We start from the raw sequence: 23,770 nt of genomic DNA on the forward strand, positions 1-23,770 counted from the left end.
TTCTCCTGAACGACTACTCAATCTTCATTTTGCTTACCTGCCATGCTGATCGTGAGTAATAAATCTGATTATTCAACTCAGGAAGACTGTCATAGGGGTATACAATGAACGATGGGCCTTTATCGCGGATGCGCATATATTCGCCATTGACTTTTAAGGCAAGGATGGCGTTGTATTTTTTAAAGTCGCTAAGAGGGATGATGGTTGAGTAATCATTGAGCGCAATAACATTCACGTTCGTACCTTTTGCACCCACATAATCCATGAGCTTGCTCATTGGGACACCCTCAAACTTCGTACGACCGTTATACCAGGGGGAGGTTGTCTCGAAACTCACGACACCCAGTTTTTCAAGGCTGGCGAGATCAAACACTGCTTTTCCATTTTCATTGGTATTTTCTATATTACCGGAAATCGTTAAAATGGGTTTACCAACTGGTTTTGGCAGGTCGCCAGCCCAGGTTACACTCTGTACCAGACAGCATAACAGCAGTAGGGTTAATCGCATTTTGACCTCCACCTTTTAACAGAAGTATAAGAATTATAATTTAGATATCACACGAGTTGATATATTTTGTTGGGAAGTCAGGGGTTTTATCGTTTTTATTGATGTGATGTCAATAAAATCAATCTGTTAGGTGGTGTGGGTGACAGAGTGTTTGATACTCAAGCGACACTTAACTTTTTGATAAAAGCTAAAATTGCGGGCATAAATGCTCTTTTGATTAAAAAATAATCGCTTTAATTGAGGGATATTATCTTTTAAGACAATTGTGGGGTGTTCGTGGCGTTTTGACGCGCGAATCTGGAGACCAAATACGTGCTCCGGTTGTGTCCGTTGTTTCAGGATGATGACAAGCGAGGACACGAACATTCCGACAGTGCGTGTCCCCTACCGCTTGCCTTACTTCAGGTCCTCCCGGATGGCTGACACCGGCTTACCCCCTTTCGCCATGCTGGCAAACACTGCGTCTCGGTAGATCCACGCATGAACGAGTGCGGCAGAGAGATGGACCAGCACCACAGCATAAAGCAACTTTGCCAGAAGGCTATGGGCGTCGTGACACCAGGCAAAGAGTGCCGGACTGGTCGGGACAATTGCCGGCAGGTTGACACCATCAAACATGACAATTGGCAGGCCCGCTGCCGACAGCTGCGCCCAGCCCAGCAGCGGCATTGCCAGCATTAACCCATACAGCATCCAGTGTGATGCCTTTGCGGCAAGCACCTGCCAGACGGGCAAATCGGCAGGAAGTGGGGGCGTCCGGCTCAGAAGTCGGTTGACCAGACGAACCAGTGCCAGCAGTAAAATGGCGATACCCAGCGGCCGGTGCAGATCGATTAACCAAATCCGGTGATGTAATGACGTCATCATCGCGGCACCGATGAAAAGCATGGACAGGATCATCACCGCCATCAGCCAGTGCAGGCTCCGCGCCAGGGTATTGAAATGCTGCGGCGCGTGCTCTCGCCTATCTTTATTTGGGCTCATTTTACCTCCTGCTTTTGCACGGCTTCGGTGGCTTTGCCGTAGCCAATTTCCCGCTCACGACGGCTGAAAGAGTGGGAGTAGGCAGCGGAGCGGGCGTTTAAGATGGGATCGTCAGACACCGCAACGCCTGCAGGAACAACAGAAGGGTCAAAGTTAACGTCGCGGCACGCGCCTGTGGATTGTGCTTCGACGCGCGTCACTTCCAGCGTACCGGCCACCCTCTTTTTGCGATCGTCCGGCCATGGCTGGGAAGGGTCATCCACCGGATCGCCCGGCTGTGCGAGCTGCAAAACGTAATCCCAGTAGAGTGGCTTCTGCGCCAGGCGCTGACGCAGGTTTTCGAACAGGAAGTTGTCATCGGCTTTTTGTCGTTGCTCATCGCTTATCGACAGGAAAGGCTCGTGCGGACGCATCATCCAGCGAACGGCTTGACGTTCCCCCTGCGCGTTCACAAGGTAAAAGGCGTTAATGCTGTAAAAGGTTGCGCCCGCGAAGCTGCCGGGGGCGGGTTTTTGTGCCGCCCATTTAAGGTATTTCTCCGCCTCCGGGTACGCTTTTAAAAAGTCTTTGAGACGCTGCGGATCCGGTTTTCCGGTGGCTGCATCAACAGCAGTGGCTTTTCGCAAGGCCAGAAAACCTTCCGGGCTGTGCGTGGCGAAGAAAGGCTCGTTGTTCATCGCCATTCGCCATTGTTGCTTGTCATCTGTCTTCAGCAGCAGCGCCATGCTCAGGGTTTTGGTCGTACTATCCGGGGCATGGGGATCGCCAGTACCAATAGAGAATCGGCCCACCACGGGCACTTCCAGCTGCGAGAAGAGGCGGGAGGTTGAAAGGGAATCCGCCGAGCCGTTTGGCGTAAAGGTGCCGGCAAAGCAGATGCCTTTTCCATGCGCGCGACGAAAACCCGGCGGGAAGGGTTTCGGTGTTTCACCCACCAGTGCCTGGCTGACCGTGCGTGACCCAAGCCAGCCCGCCGTCCATGCAAAAGCAGATGCCAGCGTACCGGCGACAACGGCGATCGCTGCCAGCGCGCCCCAGGTTTTTTTGGACCTCAAATCCAGTTTCGACATAGACGTTTTTCCAGAACAAAATATCTTCACCTGTCATGCGCAACGTATTGTGCGTGACAGGTGTTAATACAGTGGCGAATATGGCTCGAGTATAGGAACTAAGGGGCGTAAAGAAAGAATATCACGAAAAGTTTAAACCTTTCCGCTGTCAAAAAGTCCGGGTTACTCATCGTGGCGGAAGTTGTGACCGAGTCGGTGACCCAGCGAGAAATAGTGGCGAAATAGATAATAGAGGGGGTTCCATTTCTCCACATTAAATTTCACCCCTCGCTGAGTACGAATTAATAAAGCCTCAGATATGTGGACGCAGGTTATCGAGGCATCAACGGACACCAGGTTCCCCTGCGAACCGGTCAGGGGCGATATCCCGCAAACCTGAGCCTCTATTTGTACAGGACACTCTTTAATTCTCCACGAGTTAATCGTAACCGCCTTTTCCTTATGGAAATTTCCGCAGCTAAATTTGTCCTGTTCAAAAACATACCCCCTCTTTTTCTTCCATTTCGGTGGCGATGCTTTTCCCGTTTTATTTGCGATAGCTTCAATATTCTGCCAGAGCCTGCTGTCCGGTATGTTCAGAACAATATCGGGGTTACCCGTGATATTTTCATAACATTTTCCGGAGGTGCCAAGCCCGAACACGATATTCCGGTCAAGGATCCACCATGATGAAACCGGGCTCAGGTTGGTTGAACCGTCAGGATTTTGGCTGGAGATAATGGCAACCGGTGTACCAAAATATAAAGAAGCAAAATCGACCTGCTGGGTTTTCATTTTATCATCCTCTGATTAAAGGAGACCCAGTCTACGTTGTGCAAACGTGCGTTACTTCGGTGAAGCGCGAAGTAAAACGCGCCTCACGGAATTTCCAGGTGCGCAATGTTAACCACTTCTTTCTGAGCAGGGCGAAGACATCACGTTCAGCCTTTAAGGAAATAAGAACGTGTGAAATTATGAGCCCATATATGCAGGTCTCCTTGTTTACTTGCCCTTATTTTTGTAAAGCATCGAGACGCAAGCGCCACAAATCATAGCGTTCTTCTCCCGGTTTAACGGTTCCCGCGAAGTGGTCATTGAGGCGACTCGAGGTAAATACCAGGTCTCCGTTAGGACGGATTGCCAGCGTGTCTGGCCAGCGCACCTCTTCGCTTGCCGCAATCAGCGACATGGAATGGGTTTCAGGATCGTATCTGACGATACCATTGCGTGTGACATCGGTAATGTAGAGGTTACCTTTTACATCTGTCACCATTCCGTCGGTGTTGCCCCCCACGCGACCCAGATCGCGGATCTGCCCGGCGATTTGCGCATTGGTTGACGCAGGCTGCCTCAGTATCGCGGTCGGTACCGTATAGGCGTGCGTGCCGGTTGTCACTGTCCAGTACAGCGTGCCCGCATCGGGTGAAAGCGCAATGCCATTGATACCAATCAGTAATGGTTTACCAGGCCAGACTTCAGTCCCGTGCGAGACGACGTTAACGCCTGGCTCAATCTGCAGCGCAGGATGACGATCGAGCACGCGCCGGGCCGTACCGGTAGCGAAATCGACGATAATTAGTCCCACTTGGTTTTCAGGCGCACTCCGCGAGCCGCTGTCGGAGATATAGGCGACACGGCGGTTTTCATCGACCACCACATCATTCAGAAAGCTGGCCTTGCGGTCCGCTACGCCGTCCAGGGCGATACGTTTGATGGTGCGGCCAGAGTGGAGATCCAGTACGACCAGTTTCTGCGCCCCCGCGGGGGACTCTGTTTCGCCTGCAACAAACCCCATGTCCAGCGCCCATAGCCAGCCGTTTTTACGGTCAATATAAAAACCGAGCACGTTGCGCAGGCTCTGAGCGGGATCGGTGTTCACCGCATTCCCCTCGCGGGAGGGAAACGCCGTCAGGCGGGCAGGGCCAGACTGCGCCGTCGTATCCAGAATGCTTAACGTGGCGGGTGCTGCGGCGGAAACCAGCCGGGGGGTGCTGACAAAGGCCCGGTCCATTGCATCAAAGTGGATACCTGCAATAGGGGCATTGACCGAACCGGAAAACGTCGCAGGTATCTTTCCGTCTTGAGCGGTTTCCCAGCTCACACCGGCGTAGCTTCGCCAGCGCTCCAGAGGCGGGTGGTTCGCCGCGTTGACAACACTTGGGAAAGCGAACAACGCCGCCATTGCGATGGCGGGCAGAATAAGGGGGCGGTTGAACATTGGCAGGCTCCAGTAGCGCGTTCAGGTGATGAATGCTGGCCACTTTACTCATCGCCCAACGGGAGATAAATTAGCCAAATTGAAAAACATTTGTTCCTGAGAGAGCAAAATGAGCCGGAAATTCGATTACCTCGGCGACGTAGAAGTCTTCATTGCTGTGGTTGAGCACGGCTCATTTACGGGCGCAGCGGTTGCCCTTTCAACCACCCCTTCGGTACTGAGCCGCGCGGTCACCCGTCTGGAAGCGCGTCTTGGACGGCAGCTGTTACAGCGCACGACCCGCCGGGTGGGGCTGACTGAAGCCGGACGCGTCTATCTTGAGCAGGCGCGTTCTGCGTTCTCTCTGCTTGATGACGCCGAACGCGTTGGCCGGGGTCAGGAGGGCGATCTGACCGGTCGCGTGAGAATGAGTGTCCCGACCACCTATGCGCACTACCGCCTGCCGCCGCTGCTGGCGCACTATAATCAACGCTACCCACGCGTACAGGTGGAGCTGAACATTACTAATCGCAATGTTGACCTGATCGCAGAGGGGTTCGATCTCGCGATCCGTCTGGGACAGTTGCCTGACAGTGGACTTGTGGCGCGTAAGCTGGAAGTCGCGGCATTGCTTCTGGTCGCCTCTCCGGACTACCTGCACCGGAGAGGAAAGCCTCAGACGCTGGAAGAGCTGCAGCGCCATCAGTGCCTGCCGTTTATCATGCCGCGCACCGGGCGTATCGCCCCCTGGGTATTTCATGACGAAGGGCGCGATATTGACTGGATGCCGGGTTCAACTATCGAAATATCAGACGATGTACTCGGCGTGGTTTCGCTGGCGGAGCAGGGGATAGGGATCTGCCAAAGCTATGAATTTATCGTTCGCGACAGAATACAGGGCGGTCAGTTAGTTGAGGTGCTGCCGCACCTTCGGGGACGATCGCGACCTTTCTCCGTGCTGTTTGCCCCGCACCGACGTCAGTCAGCAGCCACCCGGGCAATGATTGACCTTCTGACCCGACAAGAATGACAAGGACGAGTCCACCATGAAAAAAGCGCGTTTTTCCTTTTGGATCCCTCTCATCGCGGGCGGGATAGCACTGATATCGGCTTTTGTGGTCTGGTCAGTCAACATTTACCGCGTGACATACCTTTCGATCCGCGGGGAGCAGTACCTAGCCTGTGGGGCGTTGCTGCTGGCGCTGGTGCCGATGGTCTATTTCATCAGAAAGGGGAGACTGAAAGGTAAGCGCCTTGCTGACGCGGTCAAAATCTACCTCGGCTTCTTTATTTGCAGCCTGCCGGTTGCCATGTTCGCGGTCTTTACAACGGCCTGGCTGCTGGAGGGGGACTATTCGGCCTGGAGTAAACCTTACCGGTATGAGTCCAGTACCCGCCACACCTGCTCGGGTGCGGAAGTCTACGAGCCGGAATTAAAGAAGGAGATCCGCATCTGTAACCCGCAGGGTAACGTTTATTCCGATACCACCCTGTATGTGGAAAAGCGGAGCAATGCCCTGGGGATTGTCGTGCTTTGGGCTATCACGCGCGCCTGAACCGGGGAAAGTCAGGGCGCGAGAATCAGCGTCAGCCCGCCTCCAGCATCCCAAAACTCACAATCCGCGCGCGTCCCAGCTCTTTTGCTCGGTACAAGGCCACATCCGCGGCGCGCAGCAGGTTGTCGGTCTGGGCATGTTGTGGGTAGCTGGCAATGCCAATCGACACGTCCACCGGCCCAATCTCGGTCAGCCCGTAGCGAAGCGACAGCTCATGCACGCCGGTGTAAATCTTCTGCGCGCAGGCGAACGCTTCTGCTTCATCGGCACCGGAAAGCAGCACCAGAAACTCCTCGCCCCCGTAGCGGAATGCCAGTCCGTTGTCATGTGCGGCGCGCTGAACAATTGACGCCACGCTTTTGATCACCAGATCGCCCGCTTCATGGCCGAAGCGATCGTTAATGCTCTTGAAGTGGTCGATATCAATCATCATGCAGCTTAACGGTACGCCAGTGCGTATCGCCTGTGCCGTTTGGGTTTGCAGGGTATCTTCCAGATGATGACGGTTACGCAGGCCGGTGAGCGGGTCAAACAACGCTTTTTCCAGCAACGCGTCGCGCAGACGCTGGTTGGCCAACGCCAGCCCGAGCGCCTCGGCCATCAGCTCCAGATACGCGCGGGAAGGGGCATTGTCCGCTGTAATATTCTGGAAGGAGAGCAGGCCAATGGCCTCGCCCTGAGCGATAAGCGGCACGCAAAGCGCGCTTTCCGCCTGGGATGCCGGAAGATGGTAGCAGGCAATATCCGGCTCGCCGTTCACCGGCGGGTGACTCTGCCCGCGACGCACGGCCCAGCACTCGTCCGGGTGGAACGTCGTCTCTTCACCCACCGGCGAAAGCCATTGCGCGACGCAGCGCATCTGCCACGGCTCGCGGTCAAGGACGTAGAGGCGGCCCGCGATCCCCGGCGCGATATTGGGGGCAAACAGCTCCGCCACGTTAATCACATCGTTAAAGTTCTCACACCCCTGCAGCCGCTGGGTCATGCGCGCCAGCAGCTCGCGGATGGCCCAGTCGGCATCGCGCTCTTTTTCCAGACGCTGACGCGCCAGGCCGTTTTCACGGAAGATGCTGATGGCCTGAGCCATATCGCCTATCTCATCGATCTGGTTGAAATTGGGCGTTTCAACCGCGTAATCCTGGGATGCCAGGCGGTGCACCACGTCGCTCAGGCGGACCACGGGGCGCAGCACGCGGCGTTTTAATATAAAGCCGAGCACAAACAGGAACAGCAGGGCGGTCAGGCCGACCGTCAGCTCAGAGGCGGTACGCAGCGCTTTCGATTTTTTAGTCGCCTCCTGAACGGCGGCGATGACGCGCTTGTCGAGTATCTGGCGGAAGTGATCGAGCTGATTCTGCGCGCGCTCAAGCTCCTGCTCATAGGGCTGACCATAGAGCAAGGCTACGGCCTGGGCGTCTTCACCGCGTTCCAGGCTTTCGAGGGCGGTTTGCTGCTCGTCCTGCAGCTCATCGACGATCTTTATTCCTTCATGCAGCAGGGCCAGTTCTTCATCCGATGCGCCGTTATCCTGCAGCTTTTCCAGCCGAAGCTCGATGCGCTTCAGGCTGTTTTCTGCCTGGTTATATTCCTTGAGCACCTGAGGATCTTTTTTAATGGCGTACAGCCGCGCTAAATCAGACTGCGCCCAGATATCGGTTTCGATATCTTCCGTCAGCTGATCAAATTTCTGCCGTTGTTCAACGGCCTGACGCTCGAGGGTATCCGCACTGGACGCCATCAGCATGATGATGCCGGAGGCGATGGTCAGGCAGACCGTGGCCCCATAGGCCCAGTTTGTTATCGTCGCGATTCGCACCAGATGATCCTTTTACGACATGAGTAGGATGGCGTTCTTCAAATTATAGAAAACGTCTGATTTAAGGCGAAAAAAAAGGCGGCACGGCGCCGCCTGGTGTGGTCTTTATCGTCACGTCCTTACAAATCTGGAGGATTTTTTCCTTCTTCGATGAAATCCGCGTCCAGCTCTTCGGCGTTGCCTTCGTGATCGCGACCGGAGAAGAGGTTCCAGCAGGCGATAAACAGCGCGGCGATGAGCGGCCCAATCACAAAGCCGTTAATGCCGTACAGCTCCATGCCGCCGAGGGTGGAGATCAGAATCAGATAGTCCGGCATTTTGGTGTCTTTCCCCACCAGCAGCGGGCGCAGGATGTTGTCCACCAGCCCGACGACGATCACGAAGAAGCCGACAATAAACAGCCCCTGCCAGATCTGGTGCGTGGCGAACAGGAAGATAGCGGCGGGCACCCAGACAATCGCCGAGCCGATGGCGGGCACCAGCGAGAGGAAGGCCATCAATGCGCCCCAGAGCACGCTGCCGTCGATACCGGCAATGGCAAAGGCAATCCCGCCGAGGATGCCCTGAACCACGGCCACCGCCGCCGTCCCTTTTACCGTGGCGCGTGACACGCCGACGAATTTGGCGAACAGATGCTGCTTGGCAAAATCGGACAGGGGCAGGGAGTCGAGGATCTGGCGTACCAGATACGGGCCGTCTTTCAGCAGGAAGAACAGCAGATACAGCATGATGCCGAAGCTAATCGCAAAGCCAAAGGTGCCTTTGCCGATCAGGAACGCGCTGCCCGCCAGATACTGTCCGCCCTGCAGCGCGACGTCGGAGAGTTTTTTCTGGATCTGCGCCGCGTTGGTCAGGTTGTGATCCGCGAGGAAGCCGCTGGCCCAGTCAGGCAGGTGGTTGAAGATGCTCGCCACCACTTCCGGAAACTGGGTATTGTTCTCCTGCAGTTTGGTGTAAACCACGTTCAGCTCAATGGCGAGCGAGGAGAGGATCACCATCAGCGGAATAAAGACGATCAGGCAGATAATACCGATGGTCAACAGCGAGGCCAGCCCGTTGCGATCCCCCAGCGCGGCGCGAAGCTTGTTTTTTACCGGATTGAAGATAACGGTCAGAATGGCGGCCCACAGTATCGCGGAGAAGTAGGGCGACAGCACGTCGAAGAAGGCCCAGGTCACAAGGGCGAGAATGAAAATAAAGAAACCTTTAGTCAGTCCGTTAAAGCGCATCAGTCAGTCCTGGTTACTAAGAAACTGTGACGACTATAGAACTGATTGTGAGAATTACCAACCTTGCGCCGGGTGGCGGCTGCGCCTTACCCGTCCTACGGGGAGTGTTACGGTATGACTTCGCGCTTTACGGATACCACTTTCGACTGACCGAAGATCGGCTTTTCCCGCACCATGCTGTAAGTATCTGCTTGCGGAGGTGCTTATGGCCTGGCGTCCTATCCTGTATGTGATCCTCACAACCCACCCCAGACTCAGCGCGCGGCGCGCCCGTTTGCGTCTGGTCATCTAGCTTTTTATTAACAATCGCGGTATAACACACCTCCTTTGGATGTTTAGATGTCCATACGTATAGAAGGTAATATGCAAACACAACAAGAAAATGGGCAGCTTAAGCGCACCATGAAAACACGCCACCTGATCATGCTCTCGCTGGGTGGCGTGATTGGGACAGGGTTATTCTTCAATACCGGCTACATCATTTCCACGACCGGGGCGGCGGGCACGCTGCTGGCCTACCTGATAGGTGCGCTGGTGGTCTGGCTGGTGATGCAGTGTCTGGGCGAACTCTCCGTGGCGATGCCGGAAACCGGCGCGTTTCACGTCTATGCCGCGCGCTATCTTGGCCCGGCGACGGGCTACACCGTGGCGTGGCTCTACTGGCTCACCTGGACGGTGGCGCTCGGTTCGAGCTTTACCGCCGCGGGCTTCTGCATGCAGTACTGGTTCCCGCAGGTGCCCGTCTGGGCGTGGTGCGTGGTCTTCTGCGTGGTGATTTTTGGCCTGAACGTCATTTCCACGCGCTTCTTTGCGGAGGGTGAGTTCTGGTTCTCCCTGGTGAAGGTCATCACCATCATCGCCTTTATTATTCTTGGCGGCGCGGCGGTCTTTGGCTTTATCCCGATGCAGGACGGTTCACCCGCGCCGGGCTTAAGCAACATCACCGCCGAGGGCTGGTTCCCGCACGGCGGCCTGCCGATCCTGATGACCATGGTGGCGGTGAACTTTGCGTTCTCCGGGACCGAACTCATCGGTATCGCAGCAGGGGAAACGGAAAACCCTCACAAGGTCATCCCGGTGGCGATCCGCACCACCATTGCGCGCCTGATCATCTTCTTTATCGGCACCGTGTTTGTGCTGGCGGCGCTGATCCCGATGCAGCAGGCGGGCGTGGAAAAGAGCCCGTTCGTGCTGGTGTTTGAAAAGGTCGGTATTCCTTACGCGGCGGATATTTTTAACTTCGTGATCCTGACGGCGATCCTTTCGGCGGCGAACTCCGGGCTGTACGCCTCCGGGCGCATGCTGTGGTCGCTCTCTAACGAGAAAACGCTCCCGCGCTGCTTTGCCCGCGTGAACAAAAACGGCGTGCCGCTGACGGCGCTCTCGGTTTCTATGCTCGGCGGCGTGCTGGCGCTGTTCTCAAGCGTCGTGGCACCGGACACGGTATTTGTCGCGCTCTCGGCGATTTCTGGCTTTGCGGTGGTAGCCGTCTGGATCAGCATCTGTGCGTCGCACTTCGTCTTCCGTCGTCGCCATCTGCAGTCCGGCCAGCCGCTCTCTGCGCTGCAGTACCGCGCGCCGTGGTATCCGCTGGTGCCGGTGCTCGGTTTTATCCTCTGCGTGGTGGCCTGCGTCGGCCTGTGGTTTGACCCAAGCCAGCGCATTGCCCTTTATTGCGGGATTCCGTTTGTCGCCCTGTGTTATGGTGCCTACTACCTGACCCGAAATATGACATCGCAGGAGCCTGAACATGTCGCAGAATAATCCGCTTACCGCCCTCCTTGAAAAGCAGCCGTTTGTGGTGCTGGATGGCGCGATGGCGACGGAGCTGGAAGCGCGCGGCTGTAACCTGGCAGACAGCCTCTGGTCTGCCAAAGTGCTGATGGAAAACCCGGAGCTTATCCGTGAAGTGCACCTTGATTACTACCGCGCGGGCGCGCAGGTGGCGATCACCGCCAGTTACCAGGCCACGCCTGCGGGCTTTGCGGCGCGCGGCCTGGACGAGGCGCAGTCCCGAACGCTAATTGGCAGAAGCGTGGAGCTGGCGCGAAAGGCGCGTGAAGCGTATCTGGCCGAAAACCCGCATGCGGGCACGCTGCTGGTGGCGGGCTCCGTTGGGCCGTATGGTGCCTATCTGGCGGATGGCTCAGAGTATCGCGGTGACTACGTGCGCAGCGCTGAGGCGTTTACTGCCTTCCACCGCCCGCGCGTGGAAGCGCTGCTGGATGCGGGCGCTGACCTGCTGGCCTGCGAAACGCTGCCGTCTTTTGCCGAGATTAAGGCGCTGGCGGCCCTTCTGGCCGGGTATCCCCGCGCCCGGGCGTGGTTCTCCTTTACCCTGCGGGACAGCGAGCACCTGAGCGACGGCACGCCGCTGCGTGACGTGGTCAGCGTGCTGGCCGACTCTCCGCATGTCGTCGCGCTGGGCATTAACTGCATCGCGCTGGAAAATACCACGGCGGCGCTGAAGCACCTGCAGAGCCTGACGTCGCTGCCGCTGGTGGTCTACCCGAACTCAGGCGAGCATTATGATGCGGTGACCAAAACCTGGCACCACCACGGCGAAGCGTGTGAGACGCTGGCGGGGTATCTGCCCCAGTGGCTGGACGCCGGAGCGAAGCTGATTGGTGGCTGCTGTCGCACCACGCCGAAGGATATTGCTGAGCTTAACGCGAAGCGCTGAGTTTTTTGCCGGGTGGCGGCTGCGCCTTACCCGGCCTACGGATCGCACAATGTGTAGGCCGGGTAAGCGCAGCGCCACCCGGCATAAAACAACCGCACAAAACCAACTATCCTTTCCCATTTTTTATCTAAAAACGAATCGTTATGAGCGATTCATTTTTATTCCTTTATCAAAATTCCCGCGTTGGAAATACTGCCCTCATAACAACAAGGGGAGCAGGCACTATGGCAATTTCATCGCGAATCACACTACTCGGCGCGCTGGCGCTGTGGGCATTTCAGGCGCAGGCGGTGGACGTCACCGTCGCGTATCAAACTTCTGCGGAACCGGCGAAAGTCGCGCAGGCGGATAACACCTTTGCCAAAGAGAGCGGCGCGAAGGTCGACTGGCGCAAGTTCGACAGCGGCGCGTCCGTGGTGCGTGCGTTAGCCTCCGGCGACGTGCAGATCGGCAATATTGGTTCCAGCCCGCTGGCGGTTGCGGCCAGCCAGCAGGTGCCGATTGAGGTGTTCCTGCTCGCCTCGCAGCTCGGTAACTCTGAAGCGCTGGTGGTGAAGAAAAACATCACCAAACCGGAAGACCTGATAGGCAAACGCATCGCCGTGCCGTTTATCTCCACCACCCACTACAGCCTGCTGGCGGCGCTGAAACACTGGGGCATCAAGCCGGGTCAGGTTCAAATCATCAACCTGCAGCCGCCGGCGATTATCGCGGCCTGGCAGCGTGGCGACATTGACGGGGCCTATGTGTGGGCGCCTGCGGTGAACGAGCTGGAAAAAGACGGCACCGTGCTGACCGACTCCGAAAAAGTGGGCCAGTGGGGCGCACCGACCCTCGACGTGTGGGTCGTGCGCAAAGACTTCGCCGAGAAACATCCTGAGGTGGTGAAAGCCTTCGCGAAAAGCGCGATTGACGCCCAGCAGCCGTACATCAGCAACCCGGATGAATGGCTGAAGCAGCCCGCCAACCTGGAAAAACTCTCCCGACTGAGCGGCGTGCCGGAAGCGGACGTGCCGGGGCTGGTGAAGGGCAATACCTATCTGACCCCCGCGCAGCAGGTGCAGCAGCTGACCGGGCCGGTAAACAAAGCGATTGTGGATACCGCCACCTTCCTGAAGGAGCAGGGCAAAGTGCCCGCGGTAGCGGCGGATTACAGCCAGTACGTGACCGATCGTTTTGTGAAATAAGGAGTTCGCCATGCTGAATATTACAAATCTGTCTGCCGATTACGGTGGTAAACCCGCCTTACAGGACATCAACCTGACGCTGGACAGCGGTGAGCTGCTGGTGGTGCTGGGCCCGTCCGGGTGCGGAAAAACCACCCTGCTGAATCTCATCGCCGGGTTTGTCCCTTATCAGCATGGCACCATTCAACTGGAAGGCAAAAAGGTGGAGGGCCCCGGCGCCGAGCGCGGCGTGGTCTTCCAGAATGAAGGCCTGCTCCCGTGGCGCAACGTGCAGGAAAACGTGGCGTTTGGGCTGCAGCTTGCGGGCATCCATCGTGAACAGCGGCTGGAAACCGCGCGGGCGATGCTGAAAAAAGTGGGGCTGGAAGGCGCGGAAAAACGCTATATCTGGCAGCTTTCCGGCGGCCAGCGGCAGCGTGTCGGGATTGCCCGCGCGCTGGCCGCGAATCCGCAGCTGTTGCTGCTGGACGAGCCGTTCGGGGCGCTGGATGCCTTCACCCGCGAGCAGATGCAAACCCTGCTGCTGCGCCTGTGGCATGAGACGGGCAAGCAGGTGCTGCTGATTACCCACGATATCGAAGAGGCGGTGTTTATGGCCACCGAGCTGGTGCTGCTGTCCCCGGGGCCGGGCCGCGTGCTGGAGCGCTTGCCGCTGGAATTCGCCCGCCGCTACGTCGCGGGGGAACCCGTGCGCAGCATCAAATCCGATCCGCTGTTTATCGAACAGCGTGAGTACGTTTTAAGCCGCGTGTTTGAACAGCGGGAGGCCTTCTCATGAGCATCGTCTTCAGTGAAAAAACGCGCCGCACGCGTCTGGCGCTGCGCTGGCCTTTCTCGCGCCAAATTACGCTGAGCGTCGGTACGCTGTTGGTGCTGCTGGCGGTGTGGTGGGCAGTTGCTGCCCTGCAGTGGGTCAGCCCGCTGTTTCTGCCGCCGCCGGGACAGGTGCTGACCAAACTCATTACCATCGCCGGCCCGCAGGGCTTTATGGATGCCACGCTCTGGCAGCACTTAGGTGCCAGCCTGGCGCGTATTCTGGTGGCGCTGCTGGCGGCGGTGATTATCGGCATTCCCGTGGGGATTGCGATGGGGCTGAGCCCGACGGTGCGCGGCATCCTCGACCCGCTGATTGAGCTTTACCGCCCGGTCCCGCCGCTGGCCTATCTGCCGCTGATGGTGATCTGGTTCGGCATCGGTGAAACGTCAAAAATCCTGCTGATCTATCTGGCGATTTTCGCCCCGGTGGCCATGTCGGCGCTGGCGGGCGTGAAGAGCGCCCAGCAGGTGCGGATCCGCGCGGCGCAGTCGCTGGGGGCCAGCCGTACGCAGGTGCTGCTGTTCGTGATTTTACCGGGCGCACTGCCGGAGATTTTAACCGGGCTGCGCATCGGCCTCGGCGTGGGCTGGTCCACGCTGGTGGCGGCTGAGCTGATTGCCGCCACGCGAGGGTTAGGGTTTATGGTGCAGTCGGCGGGTGAGTTCCTGGCGACTGACGTGGTGCTGGCAGGGATCGCGGTCATTGCCGCGATCGCCTTCGGATTAGAACTGGGGCTGCGCGCGTTACAGCGCCGCCTGACGCCCTGGCATGGAGAAATACAATGAGTGAACGTCTGACCATTACCCCGCTGGGGCCGTACATTGGCGCACAGGTGTCGGGCCTGGATGTGACCCGTCCGCTGAGCGATAACCAGTTCGAGCAGCTGTACCACGCGGTGCTGCGTCATCAGGTGGTGTTCCTGCGCGAACAGGCGATCACCCCGCAGCAGCAGCGCGCGCTGGCCCTGCGGTTTGGCGATCTGCATATCCACCCGGTCTATCCGCATGCGGAAGGGGTGGAGGAGATTATCGTCCTCGACACCCACAACGATAACCCGCCGGATAACGATAACTGGCACACCGATGTGACCTTTATCGAGACGCCGCCCGCCGGGGCGATTCTGGCGGCGAAGCTGCTGCCAGAAACCGGCGGTGATACGCTGTGGGCCAGCGGCATTGCGGCGTATGAGGCGCTCTCCGAGCCGTTCCGGACGCTGCTGAGCGGGCTGCGGGCTGAGCACGACTTCAAAAAATCGTTCCAGGAGTACAAGTACCGTAAAACGGAAGAGGAGCATCAGCGCTGGCAGGAGGCGGTCGCGAAGCATCCTCCGCTGCTGCACCCGGTGGTGCGGACCCATCCGGTGACGGGCAAGCAGGCGCTGTTCGTCAACGAAGGGTTCACCACGCGCATCGTGGACGTGACGGAAAAAGAGAGTGAGGCGCTGCTCAGTTTCCTGTTCGCGCATATCACCAAGCCGGAGTTCCAGGTGCGCTGGCGCTGGCAGGAGAACGATCTGGCGATCTGGGATAACCGCGTGACGCAGCATTATGCCAATGCGGACTATCTGCCGCAGCGCCGGATTATGCAGCGGGCGACGATTTTGGGCGATAAGCCGTTTTACCGCCCCTGATCCTGTAGTACCCGTAGGCCGGGTAAGCGCAGCGCCACCCGGCGAAAACGGTGCACAATTGCCGGGTGGCGGCTACGCCTTACCCGGCCTACAAAATACCGCACATTTAAAGGTGCGCCTCAATATACCGCTGATAGCGGTTCGCCTTCAGGTAACACAAATCCACCAGCACCAGGCCGTCAACGCAGTTGTTGAACGCCGGGTCGCTGCCAAAATCAATAAACTGCACGCCGCCGGGCTCGCACAGCTCGGAATATTGCTTGTAAAGCGGCGGAATGCCGCAGCCAAGATTGCCGAGCAGGGATTTCAGCTTCGTCAGATCGTCCACGTAATCCACGCCGCCAAACTGCGCCAGCACGTCCGGCAGGGACGCGGGATACGGCTTGCGCGAGGCGGCGAGCGGATGCGTCGCCGGGAACCACAGGCGGTAAAATGCCACCAGCAGATCCCGCGCGGCAGGCGGTAAGCCGCCGGAAATCGAGACCGGGCCAAACAGGTAGCGGTAGTGCGGATAACGCGCCAGATACGCCCCAATGCCGGACCATAAATAGTCCAGGCCGCGGCGCCCCCAGTAGCGCGGCTGAATAAAGCTGCGCCCCAGCTCAATGCCGTGTGCCAGCACGTCCTGCATTTTGTCGTCGTAGTGGAACAGGCTATAGCTGTACAACCCCTCAACGCCGCGCTTTTCGATCTGCATGGCCGTCGGCATAAAGCGATACGCGCCGACGATCTCCAGATCCTCCTCATCCCACAGGATCAGGTGCAGATAATCATCGTCGTAGCTGTCGGTGTCCCGGCGTTTGCCGCTCCCTTCCTCCACCGCGCGAAAGGCAATCTCGCGCAGGCGGCCCAGCTCCCGCAGCAGCGGGGCGTCTTCCTGACCGTTGCGCTGCCAAAGATAGATGGTTTTCCCGTCGCTGGTTTTGCCCAGAGATTCGGCCTGCGCCAGCGCGCGCTTCAAAGTGGCCCGGTCTTCGGGACGGGCAATCGCGCACTGGGTTTTAAAGACGCCGGGCACTCCCTTGCCAAGACGCATCACGTGCTGACGGCACTGCTCGGCCATCTCACGCGACGAAAGGGTGGCGCTGTGCCAGTGATGCCACGCAATCTGCTGGCCGATTTTAATCGGCAGCTGGCTGTGACGGCGGCGGAACATCTGCTGCATCAGCAGCAGCATCGACAGCGTCGGAGAGACCAGCGTGCTGGCGTAAAAGAGCAGGCTGTTGTGCGCCTGAATATGCACCGGCAGCAGCGGGACGCGCAGCTTGCCGGCGAGTTTGATAAAGCCAGAGTGCCATTTCTTATCGCGAATGCCTTTGCGCGTGGGGCGGGAAACTTCGCCTGCCGGGAAGAAGATCAGTACGCCCGCGTTTTGCAGGTGCTGTTCCATCTGCACCAGCGACGACTTCGCCGTCCTGCCACCCATATTGTCCACCGGAATAAACAGCGAGCTGAGGGGCTCAAGGTGGGTCAGCATCCGGTTGGTCACGACTTTAACGTCGCGCCGCACGCGGGAGACGGCGTACAGCAACGCCAGACCGTCCAGCGTACCCGTCGGGTGGTTGGCAATGATGACCAGCGGGCCATGTTCGGGGATTTGTTCGAGATCGCGGGCGGAAACGGTGCAGAGAATATCCAGGTGTTCCAGAACCTGCTCCACCATATCCAGCCCTTTCAGGTGGCGGTGGGCGGCGGCAAACTGCTGAAACTCGTCTTCGTAGAACAGTCTTTTTAACAGACTTTTTTGCCAGGGTGCGGGCCTCGCCTGAGGCCAAAGATCGTCGAGAACGCTATCGAGGCTAAACATGGTCACTCCTCCTGCCGTCTTGCGAAGACAGTAGAAGGCGCAGATGTCGATTGTATTGCAGTTGGGTGAAGATTTGAGCAGAGAGCAGGCCGGGTAAGGCGAAGCCGCCACCCGGCGCTAAAGCGGATTAACGCAGAATTTTCTTCTCGGCCAGATCCAGGGCGAAGTAGCTGAAGATCAGATCCGCGCCCGCGCGTTTGATCGCGCCCAGGCTTTCAAGGATCACTTTCTCTTCGTCGATCGCCCCTGCCAGCGCGGCGAACTTGATCATTGCGTACTCGCCGCTCACCTGGTAAGCGCCCAGCGGCAGCTCGGTGCGTTCGCGGATGTCGCGCAGGATATCAAGATATGCGCCAGCCGGTTTTACCATCAGGCAGTCTGCGCCCTGGGCTTCATCGAGCAGGGATTCACGAATCGCTTCGCGACGGTTCAGCGGGTTCATCTGATAGGTTTTACGATCGCCCTTCAGCGCCGTGCCGGCTGCTTCACGGAACGGACCGTAGAAGGAGGAGGCAAATTTGGTGGAGTAGGACATGATGGCGGTGTCGGTGAAACCGGCCGCGTCCAGCGCCTGACGAATCGCCTGAACCTGTCCGTCCATCGCCGCAGACGGTGCGATGAAGTCCGCACCCGCAGCGGCCGCGACGACCGCCTGCTTGCCGAGGTTCAGCAGGGTGGCATCGTTATCCACGCCGTGATCGCACAGCACGCCGCAGTGGCCGTGAGAGGTATATTCACAGAAACAGGTGTCGGACATCACCACCATTTCCGGCACCGTCTCTTTGCAGATGCGGGACATGCGGGCGACGAGGCCATCTTCCTTCCACGCGTCGCTGCCGGTGGCGTCGGTATGATGGGAGATGCCGAAGGTCATCACCGAGCGGATCCCCGCGTTGGCGATACGTTCAATCTCACGCGCCAGATATTTCTCCGGAATGCGCATGACGCCCGGCATGGCCTCGATGGCTTTGTAGTCATCGATCTCTTCTTCAACAAAAATCGGCAACACCAGATCGTTTAAGGTCAGGGTTGTCTCTTCAAACATAGCGCGCAGTGCAGGTGACTTACGCAGACGGCGGGGACGTGCAATTAAATCGGTCATGGTATGCCTGATGTTTGTGGAACAAAGAGGGCTAGTGTACCTCAAAGTGGCGACGGGTGTTTTACTAAAGTGGGCATTTTGCTTTTGCGAAATGCGGCAGATGAGTTTGCTTGTTACCAATAATATATAATGCAGGACAGTATAACGCTGAGAGAAGAATGAGATATTTGTGTTATTTCTATATGGAAATGAATGTATCATTAAAAATGATTTATTATTTATTATGATATTTCCCTGATTGCTTTGCCTGTGCATTAACATTTTGTTTTTATAATATTTATTTTATGTCGCCCTGTGCGTTGTGGTCTGAATCTGTTTTTTGTCTGAATGCGGACTTAATGGAAACATTCATTGAACCTTTTCGAAATGAAACTGCATAATTCCCTCCGCAATTAAATATTGCAAATTCATTGATGGACAAACTTGCTTACGTCCCTGAGGAGGGATGACCCAATGCAAACATGGAAAAAGAAACTCGTTGTATCTCAACTTGCATTAGCCTGCACCCTGGCTATCGCTTCTCAGGCCAATGCGAAGGATATTTCCGGTACGACATATAATACCTTCGGATACGATAATACAGCGACCACTCCCTGGTATTATGGCTATGCCGACTGGGATTTCTCAGATGCCATCCACGATGGTGATATTTACCCGGTGATTAATAAATCCACCGTGAATGGTGTTATTTCAACGTACTATCTCGATGATGGCATCAATGGTCGGGCGAATGCGTTGAGTATTTCCAACAGCACCATTAATGGCATGATTACCTCTCAGTGTATGACCGCCACCTGTGCTGATGGTCTGGATGCCGACGGCACCCAACATGCTCAATACGACCGTTTTAGCCTGACCGTTGATAATTCCACCATTAACGATACGTATGAACATTATGCGTATGATGTCGTGAATGGTGAAAATACGGAAAGACACTATCTGGATACATATGATATGGGTAATGCGATTACCCTGGACGTGGAATCAGATATTGTTATCCAGAATAATTCTCACGTCGCGGGGATTACCCTGACGCAGGGGTATCAGGAACGGGATAATACCCCGTACGACGGCGTTGAAGGCGTAGCCAACAGCAGCAAGGTCTTTACCGACACGCTACTGGTAAAAGATTCGGTACTGACTTCCGGTGCGTACCGCGATTTAGGTACCAGCGGATTCTACGGCCAGACTGCGAAGCCGAGCGACTATAGTGAAACCGACGCGACAGGGGCAGATGATGCCGCGCTGATTGTTACCGCCAGCGCGTCTGATAACGCGATGCAGACCGCTGCCACCTTCGATCACTCCACCGTTACGGGCGACATCCTGTTCTCCAGCACCTTCGACAACAACTTCTACCCGAACGGCGATCCGGCAACCGATACCACCGAAGACGGCGTCTATAACCCTACCACCAACGGCTGGGACGGCACCGATAAGCTGGATGTCACCCTGACCAACGGCAGCAAATGGGTCGGTGCTGCGCAGTCCAGCGTTGAGGCTATCGGCACGACGCAGATGTATGGCCAGGGCTACAGCAACGTAGACTGGCGCACGCTGTCCCCGAACAGCATTTGGCCGGATTCCACCTATGACAGCAACGCACATGTTGCGGGTGAAGCGGTGTATCAGAGCGGTCTGTTTAACATTGCGCTGGATAACGGCTCCGAGTGGGATACCCGCAAGATGTCAAACATTGACACGCTGACGGTAAACAACCAGTCTCAGGTCAATGTTGAAAACTCAGGCCTGCTGGCGGATACCATCACTCTGACCAATGCTTCCTCATTGAACATCGGCGACAACGGCGGCGTGGCCACCGACCATCTGTATCTGGACAGCGATAGCCGTGCGGCACTGACGGAAGAAACGGCCGAGCTGTATGCCAACACCATCACCGTGGATAACGGTGCAGAGCTGGCGCTGGGTCTGGGCCAGGTTGATACGCACACTATGGTTCTGACCGATGGCGGCGTGCTGAATGTTGCCAGCCGCGATTACGTGCTGAACAGCGATCTGAACAACGCACGCTATATCACTAACGACAAGCGCAGCGCCGATTATGACTACGGCGTAGTGGCCATTCACTCTGACGGCCATCTGGCGGTGAACGGTGACGTCGCAGGCAACTATAAAGTCCGTATCGACGACGCGACCGGAGCAGGTTCCGTCGCTGATTACAAAAATAAAGAGATTGTCCGTGTCTATGACAATAACGCGGATACGGCGGCCAGCTTTACTGCCGCAAACAAAGCCGATTTAGGTGCTTATACCTACCAGGCGCAGCAGCAGGGTGACACCGTCGTTCTACAGCAGAAAGAACTGACCGACTATGCCAATATGGCGCTGAGCATCCCTTCTGCTAATACCAATATCTGGAATCTGCAGCAGGATACCGTAGGTGCGCGTCTGACCAACAGCCGTCACGGCCTGGCGGATAACGGCGGGGCGTGGGTGAGCTACTTCGGCGGCAACTTCGACGGTGACAACGGCGTTATCAGCTACGATCAGGACGTGAGCGGTATTATGGTGGGTCTGGATACCCAGATTGACGGTAATAACGCGAAGTGGATCGTCGGTGGTGCGGCAGGTTTCGCGAAGGGCGATATCAGCGATCGTACCGGTCAGGTCGATCAGGATAGCCAGACGGCGATGATCTACGCGTCAGCGAAGTTCATGAACGATCTTTTCCTCGACAGCTCCCTGAGCTACACCCGCTTCAACAACGATCTCTCCGCTAACATGAGCAACGGTCAGTATGTTGACGGCAATACCACCAGTGACGCTGTTGGCTTTGGTCTGAAGCTGGGTTATGACTGGAAACCAAACCTCTCTGGCTACGTAACACCATACGCAGCCGTATCGGGTCTGTTCCAGTCAGGCGATGATTATCGCCTCAGCAATGACATGCGCATGGATGGACAATCATACGATAGCCTGCGTTATGAACTCGGTGTTGATACGGGTTACACCTTCAACTACGGCGGCGATCAGGCTCTGACCCCTTACTTCAAACTGGCCTGGGTTTATGACGACGCCGATAACAATGCCGATATTAACGGTGACAGCATTGATAACGGCGTGAAAGGTTCAGCTGTTCGTGTTGGGCTGGGCACACAGTTCAGCTTCACGAAGAACTTCAGCGCTTACACGGATGCCACATATCTTGGCGGCGGCGACGTTGACCAGAACTGGGGCGCAAACCTGGGTGTGAAATATACCTGGTAATGAATAAAGCGGGGGAGGGGTTAACTCCTCCGCTTTTTAGCGAAGCAATAAAAATAATATTGAACCGACAAATACGGATGACTTGAGGTCTGCATGAACGTTAATGCGAAACCACTTTCTGAATTACGCCGGCTCGAACAGGGGTTAATAGCAGCCAGTACCCCTTTTACATGTGCACCCCAACAATTAATTACGTCGGGCGAATCGAATGAGCCTCGCACGATCGTATTACAAACCGGCGTTATTGAGATCTATCGCCCTTCTGATGAACTTCTGGTGGGGATTGCGACCGCCCCCTTTATTTTTGGTCTGGCTACGGTGATGATTAATCATTCACAGGAATACAGAGTGATTGCTAAAACGGCCTGTACCGGTTTTTATTTATCCACAGAAACTACCCGACAACTAATCCAGCAATTTTCACTGTGGAAAGAGGCCTTCAGCTGGTTATCCTGGATAAATTACATTCTTGAAAAGCGCGATAAGCAGCTGGTTGGCAATAACTCCTATCACCAGATCCGCGCGATGCTGCTTAATATGGCCGAGTGGGATGAAACGCTGCGTTCAAAAATCGGTGTGATGAATCATATTCAGCAAAGCACACGCATTTCACGTTCTGTTGTTGCCGAGGTTCTGGCCGCCCTGCGACAGGGAAATTATATCAATATGAGCCGGGGCAAGCTGGTCAGCATCAACCGCTTGCCCACGGAATATTAATCTCAGTTGGATGCGGTAAGCACCTGGGCTTTATTGGCACTCAATTCCGCCACCAGGTTATTAACACCGTCACTCATATTGACGAAACGCGTATGTGGGGAGCGAGTGACCACCACAAACGCGCCCACGTTCGACTGCGGAATCATAGCCATATAGGTGATGAATCCGCCGCCGCCGCCGGTTTTCTGAATAATCCCCGGCCGGCCATTTTTCGGTGCCATATAGACCCAGCCCATGCCGAGCGCATCGGCTTTACCCGGCACGTCCATCCCGATGACCCGGTGCAGCTGAGTACGCTGATAAATCAGGGTCTGCATACGGTCGGCCTGGCTGCTGCGAGAGTAGAAATCCGAAGAAAGGAACTGCTGCATCCAGCGCATCATGTCGCCAGGCGTGGAGTAAACCCCGCCGCTGCCCACGGCCGCCAGCGTGTTATTACAGGGGCTGGCGCCTTTCTCCGCCACCATCAGGCGACGGCACTGGTCTGGGGACGGGGTAAACGTGGTGTCTTTCATGCCCAGCGGACGGGTGATCTGCTCTTCAAACAGCTGGGTGTAGGGTTTGCCAGCCGCCGTTGAGAGGGCATCCGCCAGCAGGTCAAACGCCAGGTTTGAATATGAGGCCTGAGAGCCCGGCGCCGCCTTCAGCGTGGCGGTACTCAGGTAGCTCCAGCGCTGGTCGCGCGTTGGCCAGACGAATACGTCACGATGCGCCGCGCCGCCTGGCTGTTCACGCGGCAGGGCGCTGGTGTGGGTAGCAAGGTTCACAAGCCGGATCGGCGTACCCTGATACGTGGGGACCCGGGCGCCTGGCGGCGCGTATTTGCTGAGCGGATCGTCGAGCTTCACCACGCCCTGATCGAGCAGTTTCACCAGCATTTCGCTGGTCATCAGCTTGGTTAAGGATGCGATGCGGATAACGGAATCCAGCTGCGGGTGAACGTTATTGCCCGGGCGCGTTTCGCCAAAGCTGCGAAATACACGCTGGTTTCCGTCGATAACGACCATCGCCATACCGGTCGCGCCGCTGCCGTAATAGATAAGGTTCGCGTAGCGATCGGCAATATCTGAAGCTAAAACGGGAGCCGTCAGCGGTTGGGCTGCCTGGGCGGTAGAGAAGCTCACCGCACACAGCGCGGCAAAAGAGAGCAGACAACGTTTCAACGAAAAGCATCCATGAAGTGAATGAGGAAAGTAATGGGTATTTATACTACTAATCGGTACCGTGCAATGCCCCGAATTGCATAACGATAGCGAGAAA

General features: G+C 56.7%; 20 protein-coding genes. 10 read left to right on the forward strand and 10 right to left on the reverse strand.

Translation table 11 applies throughout. The annotated features are described in order from the left end of the window. Nucleotides 1-13: 13 nt before the first annotated feature. The 5 genes from AA74_RS0113755 to AA74_RS0113775 form a co-directional block, all read right to left on the reverse strand. On the reverse strand, nucleotides 14-508 hold the full coding sequence (locus AA74_RS0113755; RefSeq protein WP_008503255.1) for a molybdopterin-dependent oxidoreductase: 495 nt from the start codon (nucleotides 506-508) through the stop codon (nucleotides 14-16). Nucleotides 509-904: 396 nt separating this feature from the next. Beyond that, a complete protein-coding gene (locus tag AA74_RS0113760; protein WP_025912597.1) occupies nucleotides 905-1,492 on the reverse strand; it encodes a cytochrome b in 588 nt (195 codons plus the stop codon). Further along, on the reverse strand, nucleotides 1,489-2,562 hold the full coding sequence (locus AA74_RS0113765; protein ID WP_025912598.1) for a catalase family peroxidase: 1,074 nt from the start codon (nucleotides 2,560-2,562) through the stop codon (nucleotides 1,489-1,491). Before AA74_RS0113765 ends, AA74_RS0113760 begins: the two co-directional genes overlap by 4 nt. Before the next feature lie 162 nt (nucleotides 2,563-2,724). Next, nucleotides 2,725-3,336 (reverse strand): flavin reductase family protein, encoded by a 612-nt coding sequence (locus tag AA74_RS0113770; protein ID WP_025912599.1) that lies wholly within the window; start codon nucleotides 3,334-3,336, stop codon nucleotides 2,725-2,727. A 217-nt stretch (nucleotides 3,337-3,553) separates the two neighbouring features. Then, nucleotides 3,554-4,759, reverse strand: a complete 1,206-nt coding sequence (locus AA74_RS0113775; protein ID WP_025912600.1) for an L-dopachrome tautomerase-related protein — start codon at nucleotides 4,757-4,759, stop codon at nucleotides 3,554-3,556. Between the two features lie 109 nt (nucleotides 4,760-4,868). Between AA74_RS0113775 and AA74_RS0113780 the strand changes: the two genes are divergently transcribed. Together AA74_RS0113780 and AA74_RS0113785 are read left to right on the forward strand one after the other, a co-directional pair. Continuing rightward, a complete protein-coding gene (locus tag AA74_RS0113780; RefSeq protein WP_025912601.1) occupies nucleotides 4,869-5,768 on the forward strand; it encodes a LysR family transcriptional regulator in 900 nt (299 codons plus the stop codon). Nucleotides 5,769-5,784: 16 nt separating this feature from the next. Beyond that, nucleotides 5,785-6,294, forward strand: coding sequence for a hypothetical protein (locus tag AA74_RS0113785; protein ID WP_025912602.1), 510 nt, complete (start codon nucleotides 5,785-5,787; stop codon nucleotides 6,292-6,294). A gap of 31 nt (nucleotides 6,295-6,325) precedes the next feature. Here the strand turns inward: AA74_RS0113785 and AA74_RS0113790 are convergent, their stop codons facing one another. After that, a complete protein-coding gene (locus tag AA74_RS0113790) occupies nucleotides 6,326-8,110 on the reverse strand; it encodes a diguanylate cyclase (protein ID WP_025912603.1) in 1,785 nt (594 codons plus the stop codon). Nucleotides 8,111-8,229: 119 nt separating this feature from the next. Further along, nucleotides 8,230-9,339 carry an AI-2E family transporter gene (locus tag AA74_RS0113795; protein ID WP_008503245.1) on the reverse strand — a complete coding sequence of 370 codons (1,110 nt, stop codon included), beginning with the start codon at nucleotides 9,337-9,339 and terminating at the stop codon, nucleotides 8,230-8,232. A 363-nt stretch (nucleotides 9,340-9,702) separates the two neighbouring features. Between AA74_RS0113795 and mmuP the strand changes: the two genes are divergently transcribed. From mmuP to tauD, 6 genes are all read left to right on the forward strand, one after another. Continuing rightward, on the forward strand, nucleotides 9,703-11,103 hold the full coding sequence (gene mmuP / locus AA74_RS0113800; RefSeq protein WP_008503244.1) for an S-methylmethionine permease: 1,401 nt from the start codon (nucleotides 9,703-9,705) through the stop codon (nucleotides 11,101-11,103). Next, nucleotides 11,090-12,022, forward strand: coding sequence for a homocysteine S-methyltransferase (mmuM, locus tag AA74_RS0113805; RefSeq protein ID WP_025912604.1), 933 nt, complete (start codon nucleotides 11,090-11,092; stop codon nucleotides 12,020-12,022). Before mmuP ends, mmuM begins: the two co-directional genes overlap by 14 nt. A gap of 224 nt (nucleotides 12,023-12,246) precedes the next feature. Then, the gene (tauA, locus tag AA74_RS0113810; RefSeq protein WP_023293188.1) at nucleotides 12,247-13,209 is read left to right on the forward strand and encodes a taurine ABC transporter substrate-binding protein; all 963 of its coding nucleotides are present in this window, start codon (nucleotides 12,247-12,249) and stop codon (nucleotides 13,207-13,209) included. A gap of 10 nt (nucleotides 13,210-13,219) precedes the next feature. Then, entirely contained in the window at nucleotides 13,220-13,987 is a 768-nt protein-coding gene (gene tauB, locus AA74_RS0113815) for a taurine ABC transporter ATP-binding subunit (protein ID WP_023293187.1), read from the forward strand. Then, the gene (gene tauC, locus AA74_RS0113820) at nucleotides 13,984-14,811 is read left to right on the forward strand and encodes a taurine ABC transporter permease TauC (RefSeq protein WP_008503401.1); all 828 of its coding nucleotides are present in this window, start codon (nucleotides 13,984-13,986) and stop codon (nucleotides 14,809-14,811) included. Before tauB ends, tauC begins: the two co-directional genes overlap by 4 nt. Beyond that, entirely contained in the window at nucleotides 14,808-15,656 is an 849-nt protein-coding gene (gene tauD, locus AA74_RS0113825; RefSeq protein ID WP_008503402.1) for a taurine dioxygenase, read from the forward strand. Before tauC ends, tauD begins: the two co-directional genes overlap by 4 nt. A 106-nt stretch (nucleotides 15,657-15,762) precedes the next feature. On the opposite strand, the gene AA74_RS0113830 is transcribed toward tauD, so the two are convergent. Beyond that, the gene (locus AA74_RS0113830) at nucleotides 15,763-17,463 is read right to left on the reverse strand and encodes a lysophospholipid acyltransferase family protein (RefSeq protein ID WP_025912605.1); all 1,701 of its coding nucleotides are present in this window, start codon (nucleotides 17,461-17,463) and stop codon (nucleotides 15,763-15,765) included. A gap of 127 nt (nucleotides 17,464-17,590) precedes the next feature. Then, nucleotides 17,591-18,565 (reverse strand): porphobilinogen synthase, encoded by a 975-nt coding sequence (gene hemB / locus AA74_RS0113835; protein ID WP_021241687.1) that lies wholly within the window; start codon nucleotides 18,563-18,565, stop codon nucleotides 17,591-17,593. A gap of 453 nt (nucleotides 18,566-19,018) precedes the next feature. Between hemB and AA74_RS0113840 the strand changes: the two genes are divergently transcribed. Beyond that, nucleotides 19,019-21,793: an autotransporter outer membrane beta-barrel domain-containing protein gene (locus tag AA74_RS0113840; protein WP_025912606.1), complete on the forward strand. Its 2,775-nt coding sequence runs from the start codon at nucleotides 19,019-19,021 to the stop codon at nucleotides 21,791-21,793. Between the two features lie 93 nt (nucleotides 21,794-21,886). After that, nucleotides 21,887-22,510: a helix-turn-helix domain-containing protein gene (locus AA74_RS0113845; RefSeq protein ID WP_025912607.1), complete on the forward strand. Its 624-nt coding sequence runs from the start codon at nucleotides 21,887-21,889 to the stop codon at nucleotides 22,508-22,510. 2 nt (nucleotides 22,511-22,512) lie between these two features. Here the strand turns inward: AA74_RS0113845 and ampH are convergent, their stop codons facing one another. Then, nucleotides 22,513-23,673: a D-alanyl-D-alanine-carboxypeptidase/endopeptidase AmpH gene (gene ampH, locus AA74_RS0113850; protein ID WP_008503291.1), complete on the reverse strand. Its 1,161-nt coding sequence runs from the start codon at nucleotides 23,671-23,673 to the stop codon at nucleotides 22,513-22,515. Between the last annotated feature and the right edge of the window lie 97 nt (nucleotides 23,674-23,770).

Origin of the sequence: Enterobacter sp. 5-4 (assembly GCF_000612205.1) — a bacterium.
Taxonomy (GTDB): Bacteria; Pseudomonadota; Gammaproteobacteria; order Enterobacterales; family Enterobacteriaceae; genus Enterobacter; species Enterobacter roggenkampii.

Bases quoted from the DNA above. Each gene is read 5' to 3' on its own strand.
- AA74_RS0113845 (WP_025912607.1), top strand. From the start codon at position 21,887: ATGAACGTTAATGCGAAACCACTTTCTGAATTACGCCGGCTCGAACAG.
- tauA (WP_023293188.1), top strand. From the start codon at position 12,247: ATGGCAATTTCATCGCGAATCACACTACTCGGCGCGCTGGCGCTGTGG.
- AA74_RS0113840 (WP_025912606.1), top strand. From the start codon at position 19,019: ATGCAAACATGGAAAAAGAAACTCGTTGTATCTCAACTTGCATTAGCC.
- AA74_RS0113785 (WP_025912602.1), top strand. From the start codon at position 5,785: ATGAAAAAAGCGCGTTTTTCCTTTTGGATCCCTCTCATCGCGGGCGGG.
- AA74_RS0113760 (WP_025912597.1), bottom strand. From the start codon at position 1,492: ATGAGCCCAAATAAAGATAGGCGAGAGCACGCGCCGCAGCATTTCAAT.
- tauD (WP_008503402.1), top strand. From the start codon at position 14,808: ATGAGTGAACGTCTGACCATTACCCCGCTGGGGCCGTACATTGGCGCA.
- AA74_RS0113795 (WP_008503245.1), bottom strand. From the start codon at position 9,339: ATGCGCTTTAACGGACTGACTAAAGGTTTCTTTATTTTCATTCTCGCC.
- AA74_RS0113830 (WP_025912605.1), bottom strand. From the start codon at position 17,463: ATGTTTAGCCTCGATAGCGTTCTCGACGATCTTTGGCCTCAGGCGAGG.
- mmuP (WP_008503244.1), top strand. From the start codon at position 9,703: ATGCAAACACAACAAGAAAATGGGCAGCTTAAGCGCACCATGAAAACA.
- hemB (WP_021241687.1), bottom strand. From the start codon at position 18,565: ATGACCGATTTAATTGCACGTCCCCGCCGTCTGCGTAAGTCACCTGCA.
- tauB (WP_023293187.1), top strand. From the start codon at position 13,220: ATGCTGAATATTACAAATCTGTCTGCCGATTACGGTGGTAAACCCGCC.
- AA74_RS0113775 (WP_025912600.1), bottom strand. From the start codon at position 4,759: ATGTTCAACCGCCCCCTTATTCTGCCCGCCATCGCAATGGCGGCGTTG.
- AA74_RS0113755 (WP_008503255.1), bottom strand. From the start codon at position 508: ATGCGATTAACCCTACTGCTGTTATGCTGTCTGGTACAGAGTGTAACC.
- mmuM (WP_025912604.1), top strand. From the start codon at position 11,090: ATGTCGCAGAATAATCCGCTTACCGCCCTCCTTGAAAAGCAGCCGTTT.
- AA74_RS0113765 (WP_025912598.1), bottom strand. From the start codon at position 2,562: ATGTCGAAACTGGATTTGAGGTCCAAAAAAACCTGGGGCGCGCTGGCA.
- AA74_RS0113780 (WP_025912601.1), top strand. From the start codon at position 4,869: ATGAGCCGGAAATTCGATTACCTCGGCGACGTAGAAGTCTTCATTGCT.
- AA74_RS0113770 (WP_025912599.1), bottom strand. From the start codon at position 3,336: ATGAAAACCCAGCAGGTCGATTTTGCTTCTTTATATTTTGGTACACCG.
- tauC (WP_008503401.1), top strand. From the start codon at position 13,984: ATGAGCATCGTCTTCAGTGAAAAAACGCGCCGCACGCGTCTGGCGCTG.